This is a genomic window from Microbacterium sp. (assembly GCF_044508325.1).
GTDB lineage: Bacteria > Actinomycetota > Actinomycetes > Actinomycetales > Microbacteriaceae > Microbacterium.
The window spans coordinates 1-25,044 of sequence record NZ_JBIQHX010000015.1; the positions used below are offsets into that span (position 1 = coordinate 1).

A 25,044-nucleotide genomic window follows, 5' to 3' on the forward strand; every position below is an offset into this window, starting at 1 on the left:
CCGGGATCAGGGTGACGACCCAGATCGCGAACGCGTTGATGACGACGCGGATGAGAAAGCCCATGCGTGCCAGTGTCGCACGCTGATGCCAATCGATGGGAGGTGCCCGCGTGTCAGCGCCCGTAGCTTTGGGGCTGTGCCCACCCGTGGCCCGTGATCATGCGTCGATGATTCGACCGCCGTTCCTCCTGGGCAAGATTGGAGTGACATGCACGAAAGTCCGCCGCCCGTGACCGAACTGCGCACTGGACGAGTTGTCGTCTATCGGCGCGAGGGTCATGGCCCTGCGGTCGAGGTGACGTTCGAGGGCGATACCGTCTGGTTGAGCCAGGACCAGGTGGCTGAGCTCTTCCAGACGACCAAGCAGAACATCAGTCTTCACCTGCGGAACATATTCCGTGAAGGCGAGCTGTCTCGGGAGGCAACTGTCAAGGATTCCTTGACAGTTCGTCGCGAGGGCACACGGACCGTGCGCCGGATCGTGGAGCTGTACAACCCGGACGCCATCATCTCGGTGGGCTATCGGGTCAAGAGCAGCGTCGCCACCCAGTTCCGGGTCTGGGCGACCGACCGGCTGCGGGAATACCTGATGCAGGGCTATGCGCTCAACGAGCAGCGGCTCGCGCAGCTCGGCCAGGCCGTGAGCATCCTGGCTCGATCTGCCGACGAGCTCGTCGCGGGAACCGCCGATGTGCTGGCGTCGTATCTCCCGGGTCTTACGATGCTGCGCGACTACGACGAGGGATTCATCGCCCGTTGCGGTTCCGTACTGGGCTCACGGTCGACGAGGCCCGCGCGGTGATCGCAGATGTCGCAGCCGAGTTCCCGTCAGACTCGCTCTTCGGCTCGGAGCGCGGAAGCGCACTCGCGGCCGTCGTTGGGGCGATTTATCAGGGTTTCGGCGGCCAGGATCTCTATCCGACGGTCGAAGAGAAGGCCGCGAACCTGCTCTACCTCGTTGTGAAGGACCACCCGCTCTCCGATGGCAACAAGCGCAGCGCCGCGGCTCTGTTCGTCGTCTTCCTGGCCCGCAACGGCATTCTCGCGGACTCCACAGGCGCCCCCCGTGTTTCGAACAACGCCGTTGCCGCAATTGCTCTCATGGTCGCAATGAGCAATCCACAGGAGAAGGATCGGATGATCGCTCTGCTCGTCAAGATGATCTCGGGCACGTGACGGTGTTGATGGCACTCTCTCACCCAGGGGGATACTGAGTCGGCGGCAGTTCGGGCCAGAACACGGGGCTGACGATCGTGTCGCTCGCGACGATGATCCCAACCCACCCGATGATGACGACCAGCATGCCCAGGGCAGCCGGAAACCACCACTCGGTCCCTATCAATGCCAAGACAGCGACACACGCAAGCACGAGGAAACCCAACGCAACCCAGGTACTGATCCAGCCGGTCTGCTCAACGGCGATCGTGCCGTCAGAGGCCCTCCACCAGCAATATCGACCGGCCGGGAACGCCGTCGCGTAGGCTGCGGCCGGGACGTCTACGTCGATGACGGCTCCGGGATGCTGACTGTCCAGGAAGCAACGAGTGAACGCATCGCCGCGGGTGTCGATCCACATGCTGACCGCCGCGTATAGAGCGGCGATCCACGCCGCGAAGATCGTCGCCAGCCCAACTGCGGGACGTACCCAGGCGTAGCTCGATTCTCGAGGATGGGGCATCGCGCTCAACAAGGGTAGGCGAGGGATAGAACCGCGGATCCGCGGAATAGGGCTCGGCTTGTTCGACTCATTCGGCGCACTCGGTGCCTCCTCGGCAGCTTCCATGAGAGAGTACGCGGATGACGGCGCCCGGCGCTGTCAACCACTGGGGGACAGAAGCGCCCGGTGAAGGCAATCGGGGCACGCGGTTGCCAGGAGGCGGGGCTGCGGGTTCTCGCAGTCGCATGAACCCGCCCGCAACAGCCGACACGGCGCAGACCGCATCCTAGACTCGTGAGGGTGACCGACGACATCCCCGTGCGCGTTCGCCCCGAGATCGCCGCCCTGCCCCCGTACCGGCAGGGCAAGCAGGCCGGTGCCGCCGCCTTCAAGCTGTCGAGCAACGAGAATCCCTTTGACCCGCTGCCCGGTGTCGTGGACCGGCTGCGGGCGCGGATGGACGTTAACAGATATCCGGATGCCACGGCGGGCCGCCTGCGCGAAGCCCTCGCCGCACGCTTCGACGTGAGCGTGGACGGCGTGCACGTCGGGGCAGGGAGCGTGTCGATCCTCGCCCAGCTGCTGCTCGCCGTGTGCGGGCCGGGGGACGAGGTCGTCTACGCGTGGCGCTCGTTCGAGGCGTATCCGGGGCTCGCGCTGGTCGCCGGCGCCACGCCCGTGGAGGTGCCGCTCGCCGGGGAGGCGCGGCATGACTTGCCGGCGATGGCGACCGCGGTCACCGACCGCACCCGGGCCGTCATCGTCTGCAGCCCGAACAACCCGACCGGCCCGATCGTCACGCAGCGGGAGTTCGAGGAGTTCATCGCGACCGTGCCGCGCGATGTGCTCGTGATCCTCGACGAGGCGTACGCGGAGTTCGTGACCGACCCGCATGCCGTCGACGGCATGCGGGTGCTGGGCACCGCCGGTCACGACAACGTCGTGGCGCTGCGCACCTTCTCGAAGGCCTTCGGGCTCGCCGGACTTCGCGTCGGCTACGCGATCGGGCACCCCCGCGTCCTGGACGCCGCACGCACGACGGCGATCCCGCTGTCGGTCACCGCGCAGTCCGAGGAGGCGGCGCTGGCGAGCCTCGAGGTCGAAGCCGAGCTGCTCGAGCGGGTGCGCACCATCGGCGAGCGCCGCGATCGCCTCGCGGCCGCGCTGCGCGAGGCCGGCTGGGACGTGCCCGATGCGCAGGGCAACTTCGTCTGGCTGCCGACCGGTGCCGAGACCATGGCGGCGGCCGAGGCCTTCGACGCGGCCGGTCTCATCGTGCGACCGTTCGTCGGTGACGGCATCCGCATCTCCGTGGGCGAGCACGAGGCTGTGGAGAAGGTCCTACAGGTCGCGGCATCCATTGTCGGAACTCTTCCAAAGGACCACCCCGGGCGGAAGCTACCGTAGAACGGTGACCCCGGACGATCCAGCACTGGTGCGTGTGCTCGCCGCGGACGGCCGTCTCACGCCCACCCCCGCCGCCGAGCCATACCTCGCGGCCGTCGAGGCGCTGACGGATGCCGAGCTCGAGCAGTTCTACCGCGACATGGTGGTCATCCGGGCCTTCGACCAGCAGGCGACGAACCTGCAGCGCCAGGGCCAGCTCGCCCTGTGGCCGCCGAGCCTCGGGCAGGAGGCGGCACAGGTGGGCTCGGCGCACGCCGCCCGCCCACAGGATCATGTGTTCCCGGCGTACCGCGAGCATGTCGTGTGCCGCATCCGCGGCGTGGATCCGATGGACATCATCCGCCTCATGCGCGGCATGACCCACGGCGGGTGGGACCCGTACGACCCGAAGAACGGCAACACGCACCTTTACACGCTGGTGCTCGGCTCACAGACCCTGCACGCGACGGGGCTCGCGATGGGGCTCGTCTTCGACGGCAAATGCGGCACCGGCGACCCCGGCCGCGACGAGGCGGTCATCGTCTACTACGGCGACGGCGCATCCAGCCAGGGGGACGTGCACGAGGCGATGGTGTTCGCGGCGAGCTACCAGACCCCCGAGGTCTTCTTCCTCCAGAACAACCAGTGGGCCATCTCGGTGCCGGTGTCCACGCAGGCGCGGGCGCCCCTCTATCACCGCGGCGAGGGCTACGGCATGCCGAGCCTGCAGGTGGATGGAAACGACGTGCTGGCCAGCTGGGCGGTCACCCGGCAGGCGCTCGACGAGACGCGAGCCGGCGGCGGGCCACGGGCGATCGAGGCCGTGACCTATCGCATGGGCGCGCACACCACGAGCGACGACCCGACGAAGTACCGCACCTCCGAGGAGGAGGCCGCCTGGGCGGGGCGCGACCCGATCGCCCGCATGCGCGCATACCTCGAGGGCCGCGGGGCGTCGGGAGGGTTCTTCCAGGAGGTCGATGCCGAGGCCCAGGCCGTCGCCGAAGACACCCGTGAGCGCACGAACGCGCTGGGCGACATCCCGCGGGACACCGTCTTCGACCATGTATACGCCGACGCGCATGCGCTGGTCGCGGAGCAGCAGCGGTGGCTCGCCGCGTATGAGGCGTCACTCGAGGAGGGCGCATGACGGAGATCCGCACCGACCCCGCCCGGTCGTCCCGGTCGTTGAGCGAGCCGCAGGCGAGTCGAAACGCAGAGCCGCAGGCGAGTCGGAGCGCCGAGACGAAACGCACCGACCCGCAGGCACCTGTGCCCGCGGCATCCACTCTCCCCTTCAGCCGTGCCCTGAACGCGGGCCTTCGCCGTGCTCTCGCCGAGAACGACCGGGTGCTGCTCATGGGTGAGGACATCGGCCGGCTCGGCGGCGTCTTCCGGGTGACCGAGGGTCTGCAGGCGGAGTTCGGCGAGCAACGGGTGCTCGACACACCGCTGGCAGAGTCGGGTCTGGTCGGCACGGCGATCGGGCTGGCGATGGGCGGGTTCCGCCCGGTCGTGGAGATCCAGTTCGACGGATTCGTCTTCCCCGCCTTCGACCAGATCACCACCCAGCTGGCGAAGATCACGAACCGCCACGAGGGCGCGGTGCAGATGCCCGTCGTGATCCGCATCCCCTACGGCGGGCACATCGGCGCGGTCGAGCACCATCAGGAGAGCCCCGAGGCGTACTTCACGCACACGCCCGGGCTGCGGGTGGTCTCCCCCTCGACGCCCAACGACGCGTACTGGATGATCCAGGATGCGATCGCCTCGCCCGATCCGGTGATCTTCCTGGAGCCGAAGGCGAGGTACTGGACCAAGGGCGAGGTCGACACCGACGCCCGCGCCATGCCGCTGCACGCCTCGCGTCTGGTGCGCCGCGGCACCGACGTCACCCTCGTCGGCCACGGTGCGATGGTCACGACGCTGCTGCAGGCCGCCGCGCTCGCCGAGTCGGAGGGCACATCGTGCGAGGTGATCGACCTCCGATCGCTGTCGCCGGTGGATTACGGGCCGATCCTCGACTCGGTGCGCCGCACCGGCCGGATGGTCTACGCCCAGGAGGCGCCCGGGTTCACCTCGCTGGGCTCGGAGGTCGCGGCGACCGTCATGGAGCGCGCATTCTTCGCGCTCGAGGCCCCGGTGCTTCGGGTGTCGGGCTTCGACACGCCGTTCCCTCCCGCCAAGCTCGAGGGCGTGTACCTGCCCGACCCGGACCGCATCCTCGAGGCGGTCGACCGGACCCTGGCGTACTGACGTGACGACGCACAACTCCTTCGATCTGAGTGCGATGGGCGCCGAAGCCGGCGGTTCGGCCGGACTCGTGCCGGAATTGGAGGAGTTGTGCAGGCCCCGCAAGAACGGATGACCCGATGAGCACACAGACCTTCCTCCTCCCCGACGTCGGGGAAGGACTCACCGAGGCCGAGATCGTCTCATGGCGCGTCGCCCCGGGCGACGAGGTCGCCGTCGACGACGTCATCGTCGAGATCGAGACCGCCAAGTCGCTCGTCGAGCTGCCGTCGCCGTTCGCGGGCGTCGTCGGCGAGCTGCTGGTCGCCGAGGGCGCGACGGTGAACGTCGGGGCTCCGATCATCACGATCGCCGCGGCCGAGGGAGTGGATGCCTCGGTCGGCCAGACCGCGCACGGATCCCCGTCCGCCGCCGAACCCGCCGAGAACGGCGCCGTGCTCGTCGGCTACGGCACCGGAGGTGCCGTGAAGTCGCGGCGGCGACCGCAGCCGGAACGGATCGTCCGGGCCTCCGTCGGCGTCGTCGCCAAGCCGCCGATCCGCAAGCTCGCCCGTGACCTCGGCGTCGACCTCGCGGACGTCTCACCGACGGGCCCCGCCGGTGAGGTCACGCGCGAGGATGTGCTGGGGCACGCGTCGCAGGCGAGCGTGTTCCGCAACATCGAGACGCCGGAGTGGCCGGATGTCCGCGAGGAGAGCATCCCCGTGCCCGTGGTGACGCCGTCGGAGCCGGTGGCGCTCGGCGGTGAGGACATGGCGGCCCCCCAGCCTGCCGAGGGGCGGGAGCCTGCCCAGTTCTCCGAGCCCGCCGAGGGGCGAGAGGAGACCATCCCCGTCAAGGGTGTGCGCAAGGCGGTGGCCTCCGGCATGGTGCGCTCCGCGTACACCGCGCCGCACGTCAGCGTCTGGACCGACGTCGACGCCACCCGCACGATGGAGCTCGTCCGGCGCCTGAAGGCATCGCCCGACTTCGCCGATGTGAAGGTGTCTCCGCTGCTGATCATGGCGCGCGCGGTGATCTGGGCGGTGCGCCGCACGCCGATGGTCAACGCGGCGTGGATCGACGGGGACGACGGCGCCGAGATCCGGGTGCGCCACTACGTCAACCTCGGCATCGCGGCGGCCACGCCCAGAGGACTGCTGGTGCCGAACATCAAGGACGCGCAGGAGCTCAGCATGCGCGAGCTCGCCCAGGCGCTCGAGCGGCTGACCCTGACCGCGCGCGAAGGACGCACCACGCCGGCCGAGCAGCAGGGCGGCACGATCACCATCACCAACATCGGCGTCTTCGGGATGGATGCCGGGACCCCGATCATCAACCCCGGCGAGGCCGGCATCATCGCGCTCGGCACGATCCGCCAGAAGCCGTGGGTCGTCGACGGCGAGGTGCGCCCGCGCTGGGTGACGACGGTGGCCGGGTCGTTCGACCACCGGGTCGTCGACGGCGACGGCATGAGCCGGTTCGTCGCCGACGTGGCATCCATCCTCGAGGAGCCCGCCCTCCTCCTGGACTGACCGCCCAAGCCGAAGCCCGCCGTCAGTGTTGAGAATGATTCTCATTAGGCTGTAGAGTGAGCTCGTGAAACACCCACCCTTCGGCATCGCGGCGCTCGCGGCATCCGCTCTCATCCTCGCCGGCTGCGCGGGCGGGGACGCCTCCGGCGCCGACGGCGGACGCATCGCCGTGGTCGCCTCGACGAACGTGTACGCCCAGATCGCACAGGAGATCGGCGGCGACGCGATCGACGCGACCGCGATCATCGCGAAGGCGAGCCAGGATCCGCACGAGTTCGAGCCGAGCGCACGCGACCAGCTGACGGTCAGCCGTGCCGACCTCATCATCGAGAACGGCGGCGGCTACGACGCCTTCATGGACCAGCTCATCGAGGCGAGCGGCACCACCGCGCCCGTGCTCACGGCGGTCGAGTTCTCGACAGACTGGCCCGGCGGCTCCGCGCACGACGACTCCGACCACGACGAGCACTCCGGCCACGACCACGATCACGTCGAGGGCTTCAACGAGCACGTCTGGTACGACCCGGCGGCCATGGCGGGCCTGGCAGCCGGCATCGCATCGCAGCTCGAGGCGCTGAGCCCGGACGACGCGGAGACGTTCGCCGCGAACCTCGAGACGTTCCGGTCGGGCATCGCCGAGCTCGACGACCGGCTCGACGCCCTCGCCGACCAGCACGCCGGCGCCCACGTGTTCGTCACCGAGCCCGTCGCGCTGCGGCTCGTGACCGCGGCGGGGCTCGACGACGTGGCCCCGCCCGATTTCAGCGAGGCAGTCGAGGAGGGGCTGGATGTCGCCCCGGCGACGCTTCTGCGAGCGCTCGAGCTCCTCGACTCCGGCGAGGTGCGGGTCGTGATCGCGAACGCGCAGACCGGCGGTGCCGAGACGACCCAGGTGATCGACGAGGCGGAGGCCCGCGGCATCCCCGTCGTCGAGTTCACCGAGACGCTGCCCGCCGGCACCACGTATCTTGAGTGGATGGCCCAGAATATCGACGCTCTGCGGTCGGCCCTGCAGTGACGGCGTCGTCACCGCTGCAGATCCGGGATGCCTCGCTGCACCGCGGCGGACGCGAGCTGTGGAGCGGCCTGAACCTGACAGCCCAACCGGGCGAGCTCATCGCGGTGCTCGGACCCAGCGGATCGGGCAAGACGACGCTGCTGCGGGCGATCCTGGGCCTGGACCGGCTCAGCGGCGGCGAGATCGTCGCCCTGGGTGAGCGCGTGCAGCGCCCGGGCAACCGGCGCATCGGGTACATCCCGCAGCAGCGTCCGCTGCCGCGCGACACCTCCCTGCGCGGCCGCGACCTGGTCACCCTCGGCGTGGACGGGCACCGCTTCGGCCTTCCCATCCCCCGGCGCGGCGACCGCGAGCGGGTCGACGCGCTCATCGCCGCGGTCGGTGCGGAGAGCTTCGCGGGCCGGCCGGTGGGCGACCTCTCCGGAGGCGAGCAGCAGCGCCTGCGCGTGGGTCAGGCGCTCGCCGACGACCCTCGGCTGCTGCTGTGCGACGAGCCGCTCACGAGCCTCGATCTCGCGAACCAGCACGCCGTCGTCAATCTCATCGACCGGCATCGCCGCCAGACGCAGGCGGCCGTGCTGCTGGTCACCCACGACATCAACCCCGTGCTCGGCAAGGTCGACCGCATCCTCTACCTCGCCAGCGGGCGGTTCACGCTGGGCGATCCCGACGAGGTGCTCAACTCCCGGGTGCTGACCGACCTCTACGGCGCGCCGGTGTTCGTGCTGCGCGCGGGGGACCGGCTCGTCGTCGTCGGTGCGCCGGACGCCGAGGCATCCCACCACCATCACGATGACGAGCACGAATGAGCTGGGACGACATCCTCGACGCGATGGTCGGCGGGCTCGCCGACTACGGAGCGATCCTCGCGCTCGTGCAGAACTCGGTGTGGGCCGGTGCGGTGCTCGGGCTCGTGGGCGGGCTGATCGGCGTGTTCGTGATGCAGCGCGACATGGCCTTCGCGGTGCACGGGATCAGCGAGCTCTCCTTCGCCGGGGCCGCACTCGCGCTGCTGGTCGGATTCGACGTCGTGACGGGGTCGATCATCGGGTCGCTCATCGCCGCGGCCGTGATCGGCGTGCTCGGCGCGCGGGCGCGCGACCGCAATTCGGTGATCGGCGTGCTCATGCCGTTCGGGCTGGGCCTGGGGATCCTCTTCCTCTCGCTGTACAGCGGGCGCAGTGCCAACCGGTTCAGCCTGCTGACCGGGCAGATCGTGTCGGTGCAGTCGGGCGACCTCGGGTGGCTGATCGGCATCGGCGCGGTGGTGCTCGTGGCCCTGCTGCTCGTCTGGCGCCCCCTGCGGTTCGACTCCCTCGATCCCCAGTCGGCGGCTGCCCGCGGTGTGCCCACGCGCTGGATCTCGCTCGGGTTCATGCTGCTGCTCGGACTCATCGTCGCCGTCGCGGTGCACATCATCGGGGCGCTGCTGGTGATGGCTCTCCTGGTCACCCCGGCGGCCGCGGCCATGCGCGTCTCGAGCGGGCCGGTCGCGGTGCCGGTTCTCGCGGCGGTGTTCGGCGTCGTCTCGGCCGTCGGCGGCATCCTGCTCGCCGTCGCCGGCACCCTGCCGGTGAGCCCCTACATCACCACCATCTCGTTTCTGATCTACCTCGTCTGCCGCATCGCCGGGGGGCGTCGCGACCGGGTGACCCGGGCCGGATGAGGGAGATCACCCGACCGTGTCCCGCGTGCGCCGCCTGAGCGCGTAGTCGAAGACGAGGCTGGTGTTCGTCGCGGCCACTTCGGGGCGGACGCTGATCGTGTCGGAGACAACAGCGCGCAGGTCGTCGACGTCATGGACCGCCACATGCAGGAGGAAGTCGCGGTCGCCGGCGACGAAGTAGACGCGACGAGTCGCGGGGAGGCTCTCAAGGTAACGCTGGAACCCGCGGAGGTCTCCGCGCGCATGGGCGTGAAGGCGGATCATGATGATCGCCTCGATCGCCAATCCCAGCGCCGCCGGGTCGATCTCGGCGTGGAACCCCGTGATCACTCCGGAGGCGACCAGTGCGCGCACTCGCTTGTGGCAGGTCGACTCCGGAGCGTGCACACGCTCCGCGAGCTCGCGGTTCGAGATCCGGGCGTCTCGTTCGAGGACCCGCAGGATCGCATGATCCAATCCGTCGAGCCGGATCTCGGATGCAGGATTCCCCCCGGTCATCGCTCAACCCCGGCGAGAGCGAAAGAAACCGAACTCGCTGTGGCGAACGGAGACAGAAACCGCCGAGATATCGCTCGCATCAACCGATTTTCGCATACTAGGCGAACGAACCTGTACCGAGGAGGATGCAATGGTTCATCTGGTCGGCGCCCACTCGGCCCACGTGCTCGCTTCGCTGCGATGAGGGGCAGCGAGAGACCGCTCACCAGCACGCGCGAGGCGCTGATCGACACAGGGGCGATCAGCGCGAACGTCGCCCGATTGAAGGCACATTCCGGCGTCGGCGAGTTCATCGCCGTCGTGAAGGCGAACGGCTACGGACATGGAGCCGCGATCGCCGCACGTGCGGCGATCGCGGGGGGAGCGACACGGTTGGGTGTCGCTGACCTGGACGAGGCGTTCGAGCTGATCTCGGCGGGAGTGGTCGATGTCCCGATCCTGGCGTGGCTGCACGGGCCGCAGTCGGGCTTCGACGACGCCGTCGCAGCCGGAGTCGAGCTCGGCATCTCATCCGAGAGCCAGCTGCGGTCGGCGGCGACGGCGGCCACGTCCGCGGCTCCCGCGCTCGTGCACCTCAAGGTCGACACCGGTCTGTCGCGCTCGGGTGCTGCTCTCTCCGCCTGGAGCCGACTTTGCGCATGCGCTCGGGCCGAGGAGGTGGCGGGCCGCGTTCGCGTGCGGGGCATACTCAGCCATCTGTCCGGCGCCTCGCCGGAGGACGACCTGGCGCAGCTGTCGGCGTTCGAGCGGGCGCTCACCACAGCCCGGCGTCAGGGACTTCGCCCCGCCCTGACCCACCTCGCGGCCACAGCGGCGACGCTCACACTGCCGCCCACCCGGCTCGACGCGGTGCGTGTGGGGGTGGGCATCTACGGTCTGTCGCCGCTGACCGGTCGCGTGGCAGAGGAGTTCGGCCTGAGGCCGGCGATGACGCTGCGCGCGGCGGTGAGCGCGGTGCGTCGGGTTCCGACCGGACAGGGGGTCTCGTACGACTACACGTACCGCGCGCCGCGGCCGACGACACTGGCCCTGGTTCCGCTCGGCTACGCGGACGGCGTGCCCAGGCAGGCGTCTGGAGGCGGTTCGGTCACCATCCGCGGTCGCCGGCACAGGGTGGCCGGCCGCATCGCGATGGACCAGCTGGTGGTCGATGTCGGGGACGCCCCGGTCGAGGTGGGCGACGTCGCGGTCATCTTCGGCGACCCGGCCGACGGTGTCGCATCCGCGACGGACTGGGCGGACGCCGCGGGAACGATCAACTACGACATCGTCACCCGCGTCGGCCGGCGCGTGGCACGTGTCGCCGTCGGCGGTTAGGGCGGGCATGCGAGCCATCGAGACGATGCTGCAGCTGCGGCTGGATGCGGTGAGGGACAGGACGGACGGAGAGGTCGCGAGCTACATCCCCGCGCTCTCGGAGATGGATCCCGACCTGCTCGGCGCCGCGATCGGCGGCGCGCGGGGGCGGATCGCCTCGGCCGGGGACGACGAAGCGGTGTTCACCATCCAGTCCGTGTCCAAGCCGTTCATCCTCGCGCAGGCGCTCGAGGAGTTCGGCCGCGAACACGTGCTGCGGGTGGTGGGGGTCGAGCCGAGCGGCGAACCGTTCAACGCCATCAGTCTCGAACCGGGGACCGGACGGCCGGCCAACCCGATGCAGAACGCGGGGGCGATCGCCACGACGGGTCTCATGGCCGACGCATTCGGCACCGACGGGGTCATCACCGCGCTGGAGCGCTTCGCCGGCCGGGCGCTGGAGGTGGACGAGCGCGTCTACGCCTCGGAGCGTGCGACGGGGCATCGCAATCGAGCGCTCGGGCATCTGCTGCGCTCCTACGAGGTGATCGACGGCGACGTCGATGCGGCGGTCACGACGTACTTCAGACAGTGCTCGGTGCGTGTGACCGTGCGCGACCTGGCCGTCATGGCCACCACCATGGCTTTCGGCGGGGTCAATCCCGTCACCGGAGCGCGGGTGGTGTCCGAGTCCGTGGCCAGGGACGTCATGTCGATCATGGCCAGTTGCGGCATGTACGACTACTCCGGCGAATGGATGCTTCGTGTCGGCGTGCCCGCGAAGAGCGGCATCAGCGGAGCGGTTCTCGCCACCGCGCCGTCGCAGTTCGGCGTGGCCGCCTTCAGTCCGCGTCTGGATCGCCACGGGAACAGCGTCCGCGCGGTCGCGCTTCTCGAGTCCCTGTCGCGGGGTCTCGGGATGCACGCGTTCGAGCAGCACGAGGGTCTCTCCGAGCCCCGGATCCGTGTGCGGGAGGTGGGGGACGAGCGCGTGCTGGTCATCGGCGGTCAACTGACGTTCAGCTCCGTCGGCCGCGTGCTCGTCATGATCGAAGAGGAGCTCGAGAACGGACGCGTGGTGACTGTGGAGCTGCGCAGACCGCGACGCGTGCATCCCGCCGCTCTGGAGGCCCTCACCTGCCAGGCGCAGCTCTCACCCGGGCGCGTCCGGATCGTGCCCGGCAGTCGCGCCGATCAGTCACGGGGCTGGGGGGATGGGGAGTTGCCGGTCTCCGTGAGCCGTGATGAGCGAGACGGTGTCCGCGGGTAGACGCTGCCACCCTTCCAGATCGATTCCCGTGGTGGTGACCAGGCGCGCCCCCGACGACGATACGGTCGTCCACATCGTGTTGTAGGACCCATCGTGACCGGGTGGAAGACGTTCCGGCCCGAAGCCGCGCGCGGCGAACGCGGCCAGCGGTGGTGCGGCCGATCCTGCCGAGCAGATCACGTACAGTCCGTCGGGAGCAAGCAGCAGGGCGTTGAGGCAAGCCTCCGGGAAGCCCTCGCGGAGTCCCGCGACGGCGCTCGCGAGGCTTTCCAGCCGCGCGGCGGGGTGGATGCGGTCGGCGACGAGGGCAGTCCCGAGGGCGCGTCGCACGAGTGCGAAGTAGATCTCGCTGTCGGTCGTTCCTCGAAGGCCCCTGCGCTCGGTGGGCGACAGGAGGCGCAGCGCGGTGTCGCGTGGAGCCAGGAGCCCGTTGTGGGCGAAAGCCAGTCCGTCGCGCAGGAACGGCTGGATGTTGTCGGGCGCGGGTGGTGCGCCGCGGCTGGCGAAGCGCAGATACGACACGCGCATCGCGGAGCCGACATCAAGCTGCGGGGGGAGCCCGGTCGACGCGGATTCGGTGGCCGAGCCCGCGACGCGCACCTCACCGCTCTGCGGATCCGTCCATGCCGTTCCCCACCCGTCGGAGTGGAGCCGGGAGAGGGCGAGGAACTGCCGGAGACGGTCGGGGCCGAGCGCGGCCGTCTCGTTCGTCGCAACGGTCCGGACGGAGGCGATCATGCGTGACACGGAGACTCCCATCGTCGGAACGGCGCGACTGCGAGCATAATGGATCCACATGTGATAGTTTTGGATCCGCTGATTCAGAGAGGGAGAGCGCATGACATCGGTGCCCACGGCCGACGCCGGCTCCGACCACGCGGCATCTCCCGCGTTCCCCGACAGCATCGATGTCGGATACGAGCGCGCACAGACACTGGGAGCGATTCGCTCCCACCACTTCAATGCGGCGGGATCGGCACTGCCGCCGGCTCCCGTCGTGTCGCGGGTCATCGCCCACCTGCGACTCGAAGAGGAGATCGGCGGCTACGAGGCGGCCGCACGCGCGCGAGACGAGGTGGAGGACGTCTACAGCGCGGCCGCGCAGCTCCTCGGCGCACGGGCGGACGAGATCGCCCTTTTCGACAGCGCTTCGACGGGGCTCCGCGTCCTGCTCGATGCGCTCGCCCCTGCGCCGGGCACGCGCCTCGTCGCATCACGCAGCACCTATGTCAGCCACGCGCTGCATCTCATGACGATGAATCGCGCGACGGAGGTGGAACTGGTCGTCGCGCCGACGGACGAAGGGCGCCGGATCAGCATCGAGGCGCTGGACGAGATGCTTTCCGACGGGCGTCCGACCATCGTCACCGTGGCGCACGTCCCGACATCGTCGGGACTGGTCGAGCCGGCCGCCGAGGTCGGCCGCGTCGCCGGCAAGCACGGTGCGACGTACATCCTCGATGCGACCCAGTCCGTGGGGCAGCTCGACATCGACGTCAAGGCGATCGGCTGTCACGTCCTGGCGACCACAGGGCGCAAGTTTCTGAGGGCTCCTCGCGGGACCGCGCTGGCGTATGTCGACGCCGCCTTCGCCGCAGAGCACCTCCCCACGGCTCCGGACGTGCGGGGAGCCCAATGGCACAGTGCGTTCGACTGGGAGGTCGCTGCCGGCGCCCGTCGATTCGAGACCTGGGAGGCGAACGTCGCGGCGCGACTCGGGATGGGCGTCGCACTCCGCCAGGCAATCACTCGCGGGATGCCGGCAACCGAGGTGTGGCTGTCCGAGACGGCGTCCGACATCCGCGAGGCGCTGCGCAAGATCCCGGGCGTGACGGTCGCCGACCCCGTCGGCGCACACGCGGCGATCGTGACGTTCGTCATCGACGCAGTCGCGCCCGCACAGGTGGTCAGCGAACTCGCCGCGAAGCAGATCAGCGCGGTCTCCGTCCCAGCCACGCACGGGCAGTGGGATCTCGGCGATCGCGGCATCCCGTCAGTGGTCCGGATCTCTCCCCACGTCTACAACGATCAGAATGATGTCGATGCGCTCATTTCGAGCATCGCGGCGATCAGTGCGGGAGAGGCGGGGACGGCGTGACGACACTCGATGCCGAGGTCGTCGTCCTCGGACTCGGAGTCCACGGCAGCGCCGCGGCTGCCAGCCTCGCCCGTCGCGGCGTGGAGGTCATCGGTCTGGACCGGTTCAGCCCCGACCACACCCGCGGCTCCTCGCACGGCCGCACGCGGATGATTCGGCGCGCCTACCCGAATCCGGTGTGGAACGACTTCGTGGCTCGCACCTTCGAGGGCTGGGACCAGCTGGCGCAGGAAGTCGGCGAGACCCTGATCCATCAGACCGGCGGGCTCTATGCGCATCGGGGCGAGGCTCAGCTGCAGGGGCCGGGCTGCATCCTGGTCGAGGACCCTGCGCAGATGCGCGAGCTGATGCCCGGCTTCGCCGTGCCCGCCGGGTATCGCGCGGTCTACGACCCCTCCGCCGGCATCCTCGAAGCAGAGCGCTCGCTCGGCGCATTCCGCGACGTCGCGCAGTCCCGCGGCGCCGATCTGCGCTGGGGCGTCGTCGTGGAGTCCTGGGAGACGCGTGATGGGATCGCCGTGATCCGCACCGACGGCGGCGAGCTGCGTGCCCGGCGGCTCGTGATCGCGGCCGGCAGCTGGATGGGCACGCTCGTGCCGGAGCTCGCGCCGTTCCTGGAGGTTTGGCGGATCCTCACGCTCACCGTCTCTCCAGGACAGCCGATCGGCATGCCCCCGTCGCTCGGAGCCTTCTCCGTCGACAGAGACGAGGGGCTGACCTTCTGCCTCCCGGACGCCGCCGGCAACGGTGTCAAGATGGGAGTCGACGCGGGGGCGGTGTGGGACCCGCGGTTGCCGGTTGAACCGCCCACCGCTGCCGAGACCGCGCACCTGCAGACGCTCATGAGCACCTTCGTCCCGGGAATCGACGTGACTCCCGATGAGCTGGCCGGCTGTCTCTACACCATGACGAAGGACATGCGTTTCGTCATCGGAGAGCTGCGGCGCGCCCCGGAGGTCATCGTCGCCGCAGCCTGCTCCGGACACGGATTCAAGTTCGCACCGGCCGTGGGCGAAGCGCTCGCCGATCTCGCCGTCGGCGCCGTGCGCGACGATCTCGAGTTCATTTCCACCGCCCGACGAGGAGTCTGAGAATGGCTGTCGCAGTTGCCGCCCCGCACATGGAAGCGCTCGCGGCGGGCGAGCGTGCCGTCCGAGAAGGAGGCAACGCGCTGGACGCGGCGCTCGCCGCCGCGGCGATGCTCACCGTCGTCTATCCCCATCAGTGCGCTCTCGGCGGTGATCTCATCGCATTGGTGCGATCCCCTCAGGGACACACAACGGCGTTACTCGCGGTCGGGACTGCGCCCGCAGGGGTGGACGACGTCGCCGGGGAATGGTCTGAGGTGCCACGTCAGGGTCCTCATGCGGTGACAGTGCCGGGGATGCTCGCCGGGTGGAGGGCGATCGAAGGGATGGGCGCAAGGCGCGGTCTGCGACCGGCCCTCGCCGAAGCCGCGGAGGCGGCACGGCGAGGTTCGCCGGTGAGCGCGGGACTGGCGCGTGCGCTGGCCTCCCGGGCCGACGCGGTGCTGGCGGATCGGGGGATGCGCGAGGTGTTCGCCGTCGACGGGCGGGTGCGCGAAGAGGGTGAGTCCCTCACGCAGCCTGCGCTGGCCGCAACGCTGTCGCGTCTCGCCGAGGATCCCGAAGACTTCTATCGTGGCACCACGGCGGCAGCGCTCGTCGAAGCGCTGGGTGCCGCCGGGGGCACCCACGCGACCGAGGACTTCGCTGCGTTCCAGCCAGAGGTCGTCGACGCGCTGACCAGGCGCGTGGGCGACCGGACCTGGTCGGTTGCGCCGCCCCCGTCGGTGGGCGCCGTGCTCCTGGGCGTCGTCGCGCACGCGTCGACCGGCACCTCGGCGCGACCGACGGGATCGCGATTGGTCGATGCGGCCGTCCGAGGCGTGCAGGCACGCGGCGCGCTCCTCGGCGACCCGAGGGTCACCGATGTCGACGTGGAGGCGCTCCTCTCGCTGAGCTCCGACGCACCGCCGGTTCCGTTCACCGAGCCACGCCCGCTGGGCGACACAGCTGCCGTGACAGCGCTCGACGACGAGGGCTGGGGGGTGACCATCGTGCAGAGCGTGTACCAGACTTTCGGATCCGGCCTCATGGATCCGCAGACAGGCATCCTGTTCCACAATCGCGGGAGCGCATTCAGCGTCGATCCCGCCTCGCCCGCGGTGATCCGTTCCGGCGCGCGTCCGCCGCACACGCTGTGTCCCGCGATCGTGGAGTCGAGCGAAACGCTCGTCGTCGCCGGCTGCCAGGGCGGGCGTGCGCAGCCGTGGATCCTCGCCCAGCTGCTTCCCGCAGCAGCCGATCCCGCGCAGTCGCTGGACGAGATCCTTGCCCGTCCGCGGTGGATCGTCGGAGACAAGGATCTCGGCCAGCCCGAGCTGTCGCTCGTGGCGGAAGCCGGGGTGGGCGACGACGTGCGGGAGCGTGCCGCCGAGGTCGGGCTTCCGGTCGTCGATCTGCCGGGCCGCGTCGATGAGGCGGGTCACGTCCAGATCGTCCGGGCAGCCGCCGGTGGACTCCAGGCCGCCAGCGATCCGCGAGCAGACGGCAGCGGCGTGATCTGCGGCTGACGCCTTCCGAATGGGATTCATTTCATATAGGATTGGATCCAAGAGTGCGCACGTCGTCGTGTGCGTAAGCGAGGAGAGAGTGACATGGCAAGGACTACTGAGGAGTATCGCGCCGCGGCGACCAGCCATCTGTGGCGACACTTCGCGAATCCGGATGCGTCCGCGATCAACGTGATGGTTCGCGGTGAGGGCTGCTACCTGTACAACTCCGACGGCCAGCGATTCCTCGACGGTGTGTCGAACATGTTCTGCGCCAACCTCGGCTACTCGTACGGAGACGAATTCGCCGAGGCCGCGGGTGAGCAGCTGCGCACACTCGGCTACCAGGCGATCTGGGGCAGTGCATCGACGGTCGCGATCGAACTGGCCGAGCGGATCATCTCCCACGCCCCGGAGGGCATCGAGCACGTCTTCTTCACACCCAGTGGCGGTGAGTCCGTCGAGGCCGCGTGGAAGTTCGCGCGGCAATACTTCCAGCTGCGCGGCGAGAAGCGGTGGAAGGCTCTTTCGCGTCGTCTGGCCTACCACGGAACGACGCTCGGGGCGCTCGCCCTCATGGGGCTGGACGACTACCGCACGACCTTCGAGCCCGTGGTGCCCGGCGGCACGCGGTTCCGCAACACCTACCGTGGGGACCGGCCCGAAGGGGAGACCGAGGAGGAGTTCACGGCATTCCTGCTCGCTGACCTCGAGGAGCGCATCCTCGAGGAGGATCCGAGCACGATCGCGATGATCATCGTGGAGCCGCTGCAGAACCACGGTGGCTGCCTCGTTCCGCCGGCAGGCTACGGCGAAGGTGTCCGCGCCCTGTGCGACAAGTACGGGATTCTCCTCGTCACCGACGAGGTCATCACGGGCTTCGGCCGCGTGGGCGCATGGTTCGCCAGTACCCGGTACGGGTTCGAGCCCGACATGATCACGGTCGCCAAGGGCCTCTCCGCGGCGAATGCGCCGATGGGAGCGGTCCTGCTGTCCGAGAAGCTGCACGAGGAGTTCTCGAAGCCGGGCGTCATCGTCAACCACGGGAACACCTTCGGCGGACACCCGGTCTCCTGTGCGATCGCCCTGCGCGCCTTCGACATCATGGAGCGCCTCGATCTGCCGGGGTATGTCGCGTCCAAGGAAGGCGAGCTGCGAGCGGCGCTGGAGTCACTCCAGGACATCCCGAACGTCGTCTCCGTCAGCGGTGCAGGGTTCTTCTACGCGATCGAGCTGACCCGCTTCCGTCCGGACGGCACGCAGTATGCGGAGTCGGAACTCGGCGAGGTGTACGGCCCGTCGGCGGTCGCCGCCCCCTTGGCCGCCAGAGGTGTGCTCTGTCGTGTGATGGTCGAGGGAGGTCGCCCGCTCATGTTCATCGGACTGCCTCTGGTTGCCGACACATCCGAGTTCGAGTTCCTCCGTGACAATCTCCGCGACGTGTTCGGACAGGTCGCGGAAGCTCAGGGCTGGAGTCGTGCGGACGTCGCGCAGCCGGTCTCCGCGGGCTGACCCGCCGGGATCTACAGCGAGGACCCGCGCACGCAGAGTGCGCGGGTCCTCGCCTTCGGTTCGGCGTCAGCCGCGGAACACGGTCGACGAGCGGCGCTCATACCAGCGCGCGAGCTGCTCGCCGGCCTTGAGCACATGGTCGCGCATCTCCGCGCGCGCGGTCTCGTCATCGCCGCGCTCGAGGGCGTCGAGGATCCGCTCGTGTTCGTCGAAGTTGGCCTCACGGTGGCGGCTGTCGCCCACGAGCAGCTGTGCCGAGACGTTGCGCGGGAACGTCTCGTTGATCTCGTCGATGGAGCGGGACAGGCGGGAGTTACCCGACAGCTGAGCGATCGTGTGATGGAACAGGTCGTTCTCGCGCCGGCTGCCGGTCGTCGCCTCCGCAGGGTTCGCGCTCTCCTCCGCGGAGCGCTCGTACATCGCGCGATTCGCCTTGCGCAGGGTCTCGACGTCCGAGCGTGAGATCTGGCCCGCGGCCAGCGCTGCGGCCAGGCCTTCGAGTTCGGCCCGGACCTGGTATGCCTCCCGTACCTCCCAGGGGGAGGGGATCCGCACGACGGCGCCCCGATTGGGCACGACATCGATGAGCCCGCCGGCCTGCAGTTGGCGGAGGGCTTCCCGGATCGGAGTCCTGCTGACCCCGAAGTCCTTCGCCAACTCCGCCTGGCGCAGCTGGGAGCCGATGGGGATCTGGCCGGACATGATCCGGTCACGGATCGACACCGCGATGCTGTCGACGAGCGCACGGCCCGAGGCATCCGACGAAAGCTCTGCCAGCGTTGACATGCGATCTCCTGTTCTTCTCCCCCGAGGCGGCGGCGTCGCAACCGTAGCAGAACCACACACTTCCCAAGCCAATTGTCGACAGATGGCGCACAACTTTTCAATATTGGATCCATACAGAGCGTGATAGGATCCAACCATGGCCAGTGTAGATGCGACGGACGGCTTCACCGCACGGGTTCGTGCCATGGTGCTCGAAGCCGACGACATCCTTTCGCTCGAACTGGAGCCGATCGACCGCCCGTTTCCGGAGTGGACAGCAGGCGCCCATGTCGATGTGGCCATTCCGGGCGCTCCCACGCGACAGTACTCCCTCTGCGGCCCACCGGACGCAGGTCGGTATCGCATCGCGGTTCTGAGGGAGGCGGTGAGTCGCGGCGGGTCACAGGCGGTGCACGAGCGGCTGCGGCCCGGCGACACCGTCGTCCTGCGGGGACCCCACAACCACTTCCGCCTCGAGCCGGCGCCCGAGTATCTCTTCGTCGCCGGTGGGATCGGTATCACTCCGATTGTCTCGCTGCTGCGGGAAGCGCAGGCGGCGGGTGCGACGTGGAGGCTCCTGTACCTGGGGGCGTCGCGCCGACGGATGGCCTTCCTCGACGAGATCGCGGCATTGGACGGCGGAACCGTGACGATCGTGGCCCGTGACGAAGACGAGCGCGCCGACCTCGCCGTCGAGCTGGCGCAGCACCCGACTGCGATGGTGTACGCGTGCGGTCCCGAGCGGATGCTGGCCGCCCTGCGGGAAATCGTCGGCGAAGACAGCGACCGCCTCCACATCGAGTACTTCCAGGCGCCGCAGGTCGAGTACGAGCCCGGGGGGCCGTTCATGATCCGCTTGGAGCGATCCGGCCTCGAGGCGGAGGTCCGGCCCCACCAGTCGATCATGGAGGTCATGCGCGAGGCCGGAGTGGACGTCCTCAGCGACTGCGAGGAGGGCATCTGCGGCAGTTGCGAGACCCGGGTCATCGACGGCGAGATCGAGCACCGCGACTTCGTCCTCACCAAGCAGGAGCGCGAGCGGGGCGACTGCATGATGGTGTGCGTCTCCCGGGCAGCATGCCCTCTGCTCGTGCTCGACGCGTAGGAGTCCTCGCTCGATGCATGGACATATCACGAGAAGTGGATACAATAATCTCCATATCGGATACCGAAAGGCGACACCGGCATGCTGAAGCAGGAAGACAACGACAAGATCACTCAGTCAGGTCCCGGGACGCCGCTGGGGAATCTGCTGAGGTCCTACTGGCAGCCGGCCGCTCTGGTCTCGGAGATGCCCGGCGAGCGGCCGGTCAAGCAGGTGCGCATCATGGGCGAGGACCTTGTGCTGTTCAAGAAGCGCGAGGGCTGGGGCCTGATCAGCCGCTTCTGCGCGCATCGCGGAGTGGATCTGTCCTACGGCAGGCTGGAGGAAAACGGCATCCGATGCCTTTACCACGGCTGGCTGTACGACGGTGAGGGACGCTGCATCGAGCAGCCCGCCGAGCCGGACCACAGCCAGTTCCTCGGCAAGATCCGCATCGCAAACTACCCGTGCGTCGAGCGCAACGGCATCATCTTCACCTACATGGGCGCCGGCGACCCCCCGCCGTTCCCGCACTACGACTGCTTCATCGCGCCCGAGGAGTACACCTTCGCCTTCAAGGGTCTCTGGGAGTGCAACTGGCTGCAGGGCCTCGAGGGCGGCATCGATCCCAGCCATGTGTCGTTCCTCCACCGGTTCATCCAAGAGGACCCCCGGGAGATGTACGGCCAGCAGTTCGCCGAAGAGGTCGCCGGCACCGGAAAGAAGCTGTCGATGCTCGTCGGCGAGAACTACCGGCCCGACATCGAAGTCGAGACCGCCGACCACGGACTGCGCGTGTTCGCGCTCCGCCAGCTCACCGAGGACATCAAGCACGTGCGCATCACGAACCTGATGTTCCCGAACGCTTTCGTCGTGCCGTTCGGGAACACCAAGGTCTTCACCCAATGGCATGTGCCGATCGACGACCACCATCACTACTGGTACATGATCTGGTACGACTTCGCCGAGGAGACGGATAAGGACACGCTGCTCAAGCAGCGACTCGAGGGTGTGACCCTGCCCGAGTACCGTCCGGTTCGCAACCGTTCGAACAACTGGGGATTCGATCCTCAGGAGCAGAACGAGCTCACCTATACCGGCATGGGGCTGGACATCAACGTGCACGACCAGTGGGCCGTGGAGTCGATGGGCCCCGTCCAGGACCGGACCGTCGAGCGTCTCGGCGTCTCCGACCGCGCCGTCACCGCGAACCGCCGCATGCTCCTGCGCGCCATCGACGCGTTCGCCGCCGGAGGGGAGACGCCCTCTCACCCGCTGAGCGAGGAAGAGGCCGCACAGCTGACCGGGCCGATGGCGGTGGACACCGTCGCGGCCAACGATGCGTGGGAGACGCGCTGGATGGAACGGGAGCGACAGCGCCGCGAGGCTTCGCCGTGGGCCGGCGGACGACAGAATGCTGAGGTCGCGGTCGATGCATGAGCGCAACGCCGATGAGCGCCCGGTCTTCGAGGGAGGAGGAGGCGTCTCTGCTCGCCCGATGCGCTCCGTCGACGTCGCGGGATTCATCGGGAACCACGGGCTGTGGACCGAGGCGCAGTACGCGGCCCTCGGGCAGATGCGCCGTGTCGTGGATGAGCTGGGCATCGAGATGGTGCGCTTCGCCTTCGTCGACCAGCACGGGATCGTGCGCAGCAAGACGATCGCACGGGGTGCGCTCACCGGTGCTCTGAAGAACGGCGTCACCGCACCGAGTTCGCTCCTGCTGAAGGACACCTCGGGCCAGTCCGTCTTCGCGGTCTTCTCTTCCGAGACCGGTGTCGGCGTCCCCGGCTTCCGCGGCGCCGGCGACATCGTCCTGGTCCCAGACCCCACGACCTTCCGCGTACTGCCGTGGGCGCCCCGGACGGGGTGGATGCTGTGCGACCTGTACTTCCCCACCGGGGCACCGGTGCCGTTCTGCACCCGCACCATCCTGCGCAACGAGCTGGTCGCACTCGCCTCGCGGGGCTACTCGATGACCGTTGGCGCCGAGCTGGAGTTCCACGTGTTCCGCGCCGCCGGAGAACCGCTGGCGGATGACAATCTGTCGGTGCCGGGCAGGCCCGGCGCCTCCATGGCCGTCGCGCCCACGACCCGGGGCTCGCAGCTGCTCCACGAGGCGAGTCTCGACGAGATGCAGCCCCTTGTGGACGCGCTGTATCGTGGCCTCACCCTGCTGGATCTTCCCCTCCGATCGATCGAGCTCGAGTTCGGGCCGAGTCAGTTCGAGATCACGATGGATGCCGCCGGCGCCGCGGAGACCGCGGACGCCATCATCCTGTGCCGGTCCGCGGTGAGATCGATCGCGGCGAGCCTCGGCTACCACGCGACGTTCATGGCGCGCCCGCAGGGTGCTCAGGGAGCCTCGACGGGGTGGCACCTGCACCAGTCCCTGGCGGATCTGCACACAGGGGAGAGCGTGTTCATGCCTGAAGAGCCGGGCTCGACGATCTCGCCGCTGGCTCAGTCGTATCTGGCGGGACTTCTCGCGCACGCCGCGGCTGCGGCTGCCTTCACGACGCCCACCGTCAACGGCTACAAGCGGTATCAGCCGAACTCACTCGCACCCGACCGCATCGCGTGGGGTGTCGACAACAAGGGGGCGATGATCCGCGTGGTCGGTGGAATGGGGGATCCCGCCACGCGCCTGGAGAACCGATCCGGCGAGCCCGCGGCGAATCCGTACCTCTACATCGCATCGCAGCTCATCGCCGGCATGGACGGCGTCGATCGCGCACTGACTCCTCCGGAGCCGACGACCGACCCCTACAGCGCCGACGCAGCGGCACTTCCAGCCACGCTCGGCGAGGCCGTCGACGCGCTTGTGGCCGACGCTGTCTTCGGTGAGGCGCTGAGCACGACCGTGGTGGAGTGGTACGCGACCATCAAGCGTGCCGAGTTCGGCCGCTACCTGCGCCATGTCTCCGACTGGGAGCAGCGCGAATACATCGGGATCTTCTGAGAAGCGAGGAGTACGCATGAGCATCCGATCGACAGTCCAGGCGCTGCCCGACTACGAGCCCTTCTTCCTGGCGGGAGAATGGGTGCCGGCCGGCGACCGCCAGGTGCACACCGTCACCGACCCGGCAACCGGCGAGGTGCTGACGACCGTCGCCCAGGCGACCTCGGAGGACGTGGATCGAGCGGTGGAGGTCGCCGTCGCGGCGCATGCGGACAAGCGGTGGCGAGGCATCGCACCCCTTGAGCGCTCACGCATCCTTCATCGGGTCGCGGACCTCATCGAGGAGGAACTCGAAGACCTGGCGATCCTCGAGACCCGCGACAACGGCAAGCCCATCGAGCGCTCGCGCGCGGACGTGGGCAACGCGGCGCGCACGTTCCGTCACTTCGCCGGGGCACCGTCCAGGATCGATGGCACGGTCGTCCCGATCGACGGCGGCGCACACCATGTGTACACGACGATGGAGCCGGTCGGGCCGGTGGCGGTGATCCTGCCCTGGAACTTCCCCTTCATGACCGCGGCCTTCAAGATCGCACCGGCGCTGGCGGCAGGCTGCCCGGTGGTGGCCAAGCCTGCCTCGTACACACCGCTGACGCTTCTGAAGATGGCCGACATCCTGCAGCGCGCAGGGGTGCCCGACGGTGTGGTGAGCGTGCTCACCGGTGACAGCCGTATCGGCGCTGCTCTGACCGAGCACCCGGGGATCGCGAAGATCACCTTCACCGGGTCGACCGAGGTCGGACGCACCGTCGCGCATGCTGCGGCGGAGGAGTTCAAGCGGATCACCCTCGAGCTCGGTGGCAAGAATCCCAACATCGTGTTCGAAGATGCAGATCTCGATGCCGCAGTCCTCACCGCGATGCGGGCATCGTTCGGCCATTCCGGTCAGATGTGCACCGCAGGCAGTCGCCTGCTCGTGCAACGTTCGATCCTGGCCGAGATGAACGAGCGGATGGCTGCAGCGGTCGCGAAGGTGCCTGTCGGCGATGGGCTGGCCGGGGGAATCACGGTAGGACCCGTCGTCTCTGCGCAGCAGCGCGACAGTGTCCTGGAGTACATCCGCACCGGTGTGGACGAGGGGGCGACTCTCGTCCACGGCGGAGGAACCCGTGAGACGGGCTACTATGTCGAGCCGACGCTCTTCACGGATGTGACCAACGACATGGTCATCGCACGCGAGGAGATCTTCGGTCCGGTCGTGGGCATCATCCCCTTCGACGATGAGGCGGACGCGATCCGCATCGCGAACGACACGGACTACGGCCTGGCGGCGGGCGTCTGGACCAGAGACCTCGGACGCGCGCACCGCATGGCCCAGGCGTTGGAGGTCGGCACCGTTTGGGTCAACACCTACAACATCTTCGACCCCGCTCTCTCGTTCGGCGGGGTGGGCGTGTCGGGCCTCGGACGGGATCTCGGCGACGAGGGTCTGCGCGGATTCCTCGAGCCCAAGAGCGTCGTGATCGCCGTCCCGGAGGCGTGACATGCGT

The 25,044-nt window shown here is 68.9% G+C and carries 23 protein-coding genes; 19 read left to right on the forward strand and 4 right to left on the reverse strand.

What is annotated here, in order from left to right:
- The first annotated feature begins 229 nt into the window (after positions 1 to 229).
- Together ACIWQI_RS12000 and ACIWQI_RS12005 are read left to right on the forward strand one after the other, a co-directional pair.
- Positions 230 to 802, forward strand: a complete 573-nt coding sequence (locus ACIWQI_RS12000; protein ID WP_396657705.1) for a virulence RhuM family protein — start codon at positions 230 to 232, stop codon at positions 800 to 802.
- Positions 799 to 1,176 (forward strand): type II toxin-antitoxin system death-on-curing family toxin, encoded by a 378-nt coding sequence (locus tag ACIWQI_RS12005; RefSeq protein WP_396657706.1) that lies wholly within the window; start codon positions 799 to 801, stop codon positions 1,174 to 1,176. Before ACIWQI_RS12000 ends, ACIWQI_RS12005 begins: the two co-directional genes overlap by 4 nt.
- A gap of 19 nt (positions 1,177 to 1,195) precedes the next feature.
- On the opposite strand, the gene ACIWQI_RS12010 is transcribed toward ACIWQI_RS12005, so the two are convergent.
- On the reverse strand, positions 1,196 to 1,783 hold the full coding sequence (locus ACIWQI_RS12010) for a hypothetical protein (protein WP_396657708.1): 588 nt from the start codon (positions 1,781 to 1,783) through the stop codon (positions 1,196 to 1,198).
- A 174-nt stretch (positions 1,784 to 1,957) separates the two neighbouring features.
- Here ACIWQI_RS12010 and ACIWQI_RS12015 point away from each other — a divergent pair, with 174 nt between their 5' ends.
- The 7 genes from ACIWQI_RS12015 to ACIWQI_RS12045 all read left to right on the forward strand — a co-directional run bounded on the left by ACIWQI_RS12015 (position 1,958) and on the right by ACIWQI_RS12045 (position 9,494).
- Positions 1,958 to 3,064: a histidinol-phosphate transaminase gene (locus ACIWQI_RS12015; RefSeq protein WP_396657709.1), complete on the forward strand. Its 1,107-nt coding sequence runs from the start codon at positions 1,958 to 1,960 to the stop codon at positions 3,062 to 3,064.
- 4 nt (positions 3,065 to 3,068) lie between these two features.
- Positions 3,069 to 4,193, forward strand: a complete 1,125-nt coding sequence (locus ACIWQI_RS12020; protein ID WP_396657710.1) for a thiamine pyrophosphate-dependent dehydrogenase E1 component subunit alpha — start codon at positions 3,069 to 3,071, stop codon at positions 4,191 to 4,193.
- Positions 4,190 to 5,299 (forward strand): alpha-ketoacid dehydrogenase subunit beta, encoded by a 1,110-nt coding sequence (locus tag ACIWQI_RS12025; RefSeq protein WP_396657711.1) that lies wholly within the window; start codon positions 4,190 to 4,192, stop codon positions 5,297 to 5,299. Before ACIWQI_RS12020 ends, ACIWQI_RS12025 begins: the two co-directional genes overlap by 4 nt.
- Before the next feature lie 116 nt (positions 5,300 to 5,415).
- The gene (locus ACIWQI_RS12030; protein WP_396657712.1) at positions 5,416 to 6,810 is read left to right on the forward strand and encodes a dihydrolipoamide acetyltransferase family protein; all 1,395 of its coding nucleotides are present in this window, start codon (positions 5,416 to 5,418) and stop codon (positions 6,808 to 6,810) included.
- A 64-nt stretch (positions 6,811 to 6,874) separates the two neighbouring features.
- Positions 6,875 to 7,828: a metal ABC transporter solute-binding protein, Zn/Mn family gene (locus ACIWQI_RS12035; RefSeq protein ID WP_396657713.1), complete on the forward strand. Its 954-nt coding sequence runs from the start codon at positions 6,875 to 6,877 to the stop codon at positions 7,826 to 7,828.
- Positions 7,825 to 8,637 (forward strand): metal ABC transporter ATP-binding protein, encoded by an 813-nt coding sequence (locus ACIWQI_RS12040; RefSeq protein WP_396657715.1) that lies wholly within the window; start codon positions 7,825 to 7,827, stop codon positions 8,635 to 8,637. Before ACIWQI_RS12035 ends, ACIWQI_RS12040 begins: the two co-directional genes overlap by 4 nt.
- Positions 8,634 to 9,494 (forward strand): metal ABC transporter permease, encoded by an 861-nt coding sequence (locus ACIWQI_RS12045; protein WP_396657717.1) that lies wholly within the window; start codon positions 8,634 to 8,636, stop codon positions 9,492 to 9,494. Before ACIWQI_RS12040 ends, ACIWQI_RS12045 begins: the two co-directional genes overlap by 4 nt.
- 6 nt (positions 9,495 to 9,500) lie before the next feature.
- On the opposite strand, the gene ACIWQI_RS12050 is transcribed toward ACIWQI_RS12045, so the two are convergent.
- Positions 9,501 to 9,992, reverse strand: a complete 492-nt coding sequence (locus tag ACIWQI_RS12050) for an Lrp/AsnC family transcriptional regulator (protein WP_396657719.1) — start codon at positions 9,990 to 9,992, stop codon at positions 9,501 to 9,503.
- Positions 9,993 to 10,172: 180 nt separating this feature from the next.
- On the opposite strand from ACIWQI_RS12050, the gene alr reads away from it, so the two are divergent.
- A complete protein-coding gene (gene alr, locus ACIWQI_RS12055) occupies positions 10,173 to 11,309 on the forward strand; it encodes an alanine racemase (RefSeq protein WP_396657721.1) in 1,137 nt (378 codons plus the stop codon).
- Positions 11,310 to 11,316: 7 nt separating this feature from the next.
- Complete coding sequence (gene glsA, locus ACIWQI_RS12060; RefSeq protein WP_396657722.1) at positions 11,317 to 12,558, forward strand: glutaminase A; 1,242 nt, start codon at positions 11,317 to 11,319, stop codon at positions 12,556 to 12,558.
- Here the strand turns inward: glsA and ACIWQI_RS12065 are convergent.
- Positions 12,487 to 13,296 carry a class II glutamine amidotransferase gene (locus ACIWQI_RS12065; protein ID WP_396657812.1) on the reverse strand — a complete coding sequence of 270 codons (810 nt, stop codon included), beginning with the start codon at positions 13,294 to 13,296 and terminating at the stop codon, positions 12,487 to 12,489. The genes glsA and ACIWQI_RS12065 overlap by 72 nt on opposite strands.
- Before the next feature lie 100 nt (positions 13,297 to 13,396).
- On the opposite strand from ACIWQI_RS12065, the gene ACIWQI_RS12070 reads away from it, so the two are divergent.
- The 4 genes from ACIWQI_RS12070 to ACIWQI_RS12085 all read left to right on the forward strand — a co-directional run bounded on the left by ACIWQI_RS12070 (position 13,397) and on the right by ACIWQI_RS12085 (position 18,743).
- On the forward strand, positions 13,397 to 14,656 hold the full coding sequence (locus ACIWQI_RS12070) for an aminotransferase class V-fold PLP-dependent enzyme (RefSeq protein WP_396657723.1): 1,260 nt from the start codon (positions 13,397 to 13,399) through the stop codon (positions 14,654 to 14,656).
- The gene (locus ACIWQI_RS12075) at positions 14,653 to 15,747 is read left to right on the forward strand and encodes an FAD-dependent oxidoreductase (RefSeq protein ID WP_396657725.1); all 1,095 of its coding nucleotides are present in this window, start codon (positions 14,653 to 14,655) and stop codon (positions 15,745 to 15,747) included. The genes ACIWQI_RS12070 and ACIWQI_RS12075 overlap by 4 nt, the downstream gene beginning before the upstream one ends.
- Positions 15,748 to 15,776: 29 nt before the next feature.
- A complete protein-coding gene (locus ACIWQI_RS12080; protein WP_396657814.1) occupies positions 15,777 to 17,252 on the forward strand; it encodes a gamma-glutamyltransferase in 1,476 nt (491 codons plus the stop codon).
- A gap of 84 nt (positions 17,253 to 17,336) precedes the next feature.
- A complete protein-coding gene (locus tag ACIWQI_RS12085; RefSeq protein WP_396657726.1) occupies positions 17,337 to 18,743 on the forward strand; it encodes an aminotransferase class III-fold pyridoxal phosphate-dependent enzyme in 1,407 nt (468 codons plus the stop codon).
- Positions 18,744 to 18,809: 66 nt separating this feature from the next.
- Here the strand turns inward: ACIWQI_RS12085 and ACIWQI_RS12090 are convergent, their stop codons facing one another.
- A complete protein-coding gene (locus ACIWQI_RS12090; RefSeq protein ID WP_396657728.1) occupies positions 18,810 to 19,529 on the reverse strand; it encodes a GntR family transcriptional regulator in 720 nt (239 codons plus the stop codon).
- A gap of 136 nt (positions 19,530 to 19,665) precedes the next feature.
- On the opposite strand from ACIWQI_RS12090, the gene ACIWQI_RS12095 reads away from it, so the two are divergent.
- The 4 genes from ACIWQI_RS12095 (at position 19,666) to ACIWQI_RS12110 (ending at position 25,037) form a co-directional block, all read left to right on the forward strand.
- On the forward strand, positions 19,666 to 20,613 hold the full coding sequence (locus ACIWQI_RS12095; protein ID WP_396657729.1) for a PDR/VanB family oxidoreductase: 948 nt from the start codon (positions 19,666 to 19,668) through the stop codon (positions 20,611 to 20,613).
- Positions 20,614 to 20,694: 81 nt separating this feature from the next.
- Complete coding sequence (locus ACIWQI_RS12100; RefSeq protein ID WP_396657730.1) at positions 20,695 to 22,032, forward strand: Rieske 2Fe-2S domain-containing protein; 1,338 nt, start codon at positions 20,695 to 20,697, stop codon at positions 22,030 to 22,032.
- A 58-nt stretch (positions 22,033 to 22,090) separates the two neighbouring features.
- The gene (locus ACIWQI_RS12105; protein WP_396657732.1) at positions 22,091 to 23,554 is read left to right on the forward strand and encodes a glutamine synthetase family protein; all 1,464 of its coding nucleotides are present in this window, start codon (positions 22,091 to 22,093) and stop codon (positions 23,552 to 23,554) included.
- Between the two features lie 16 nt (positions 23,555 to 23,570).
- Entirely contained in the window at positions 23,571 to 25,037 is a 1,467-nt protein-coding gene (locus ACIWQI_RS12110; protein WP_396657734.1) for an aldehyde dehydrogenase family protein, read from the forward strand.
- The last annotated feature ends 7 nt before the right edge of the window (positions 25,038 to 25,044 follow it).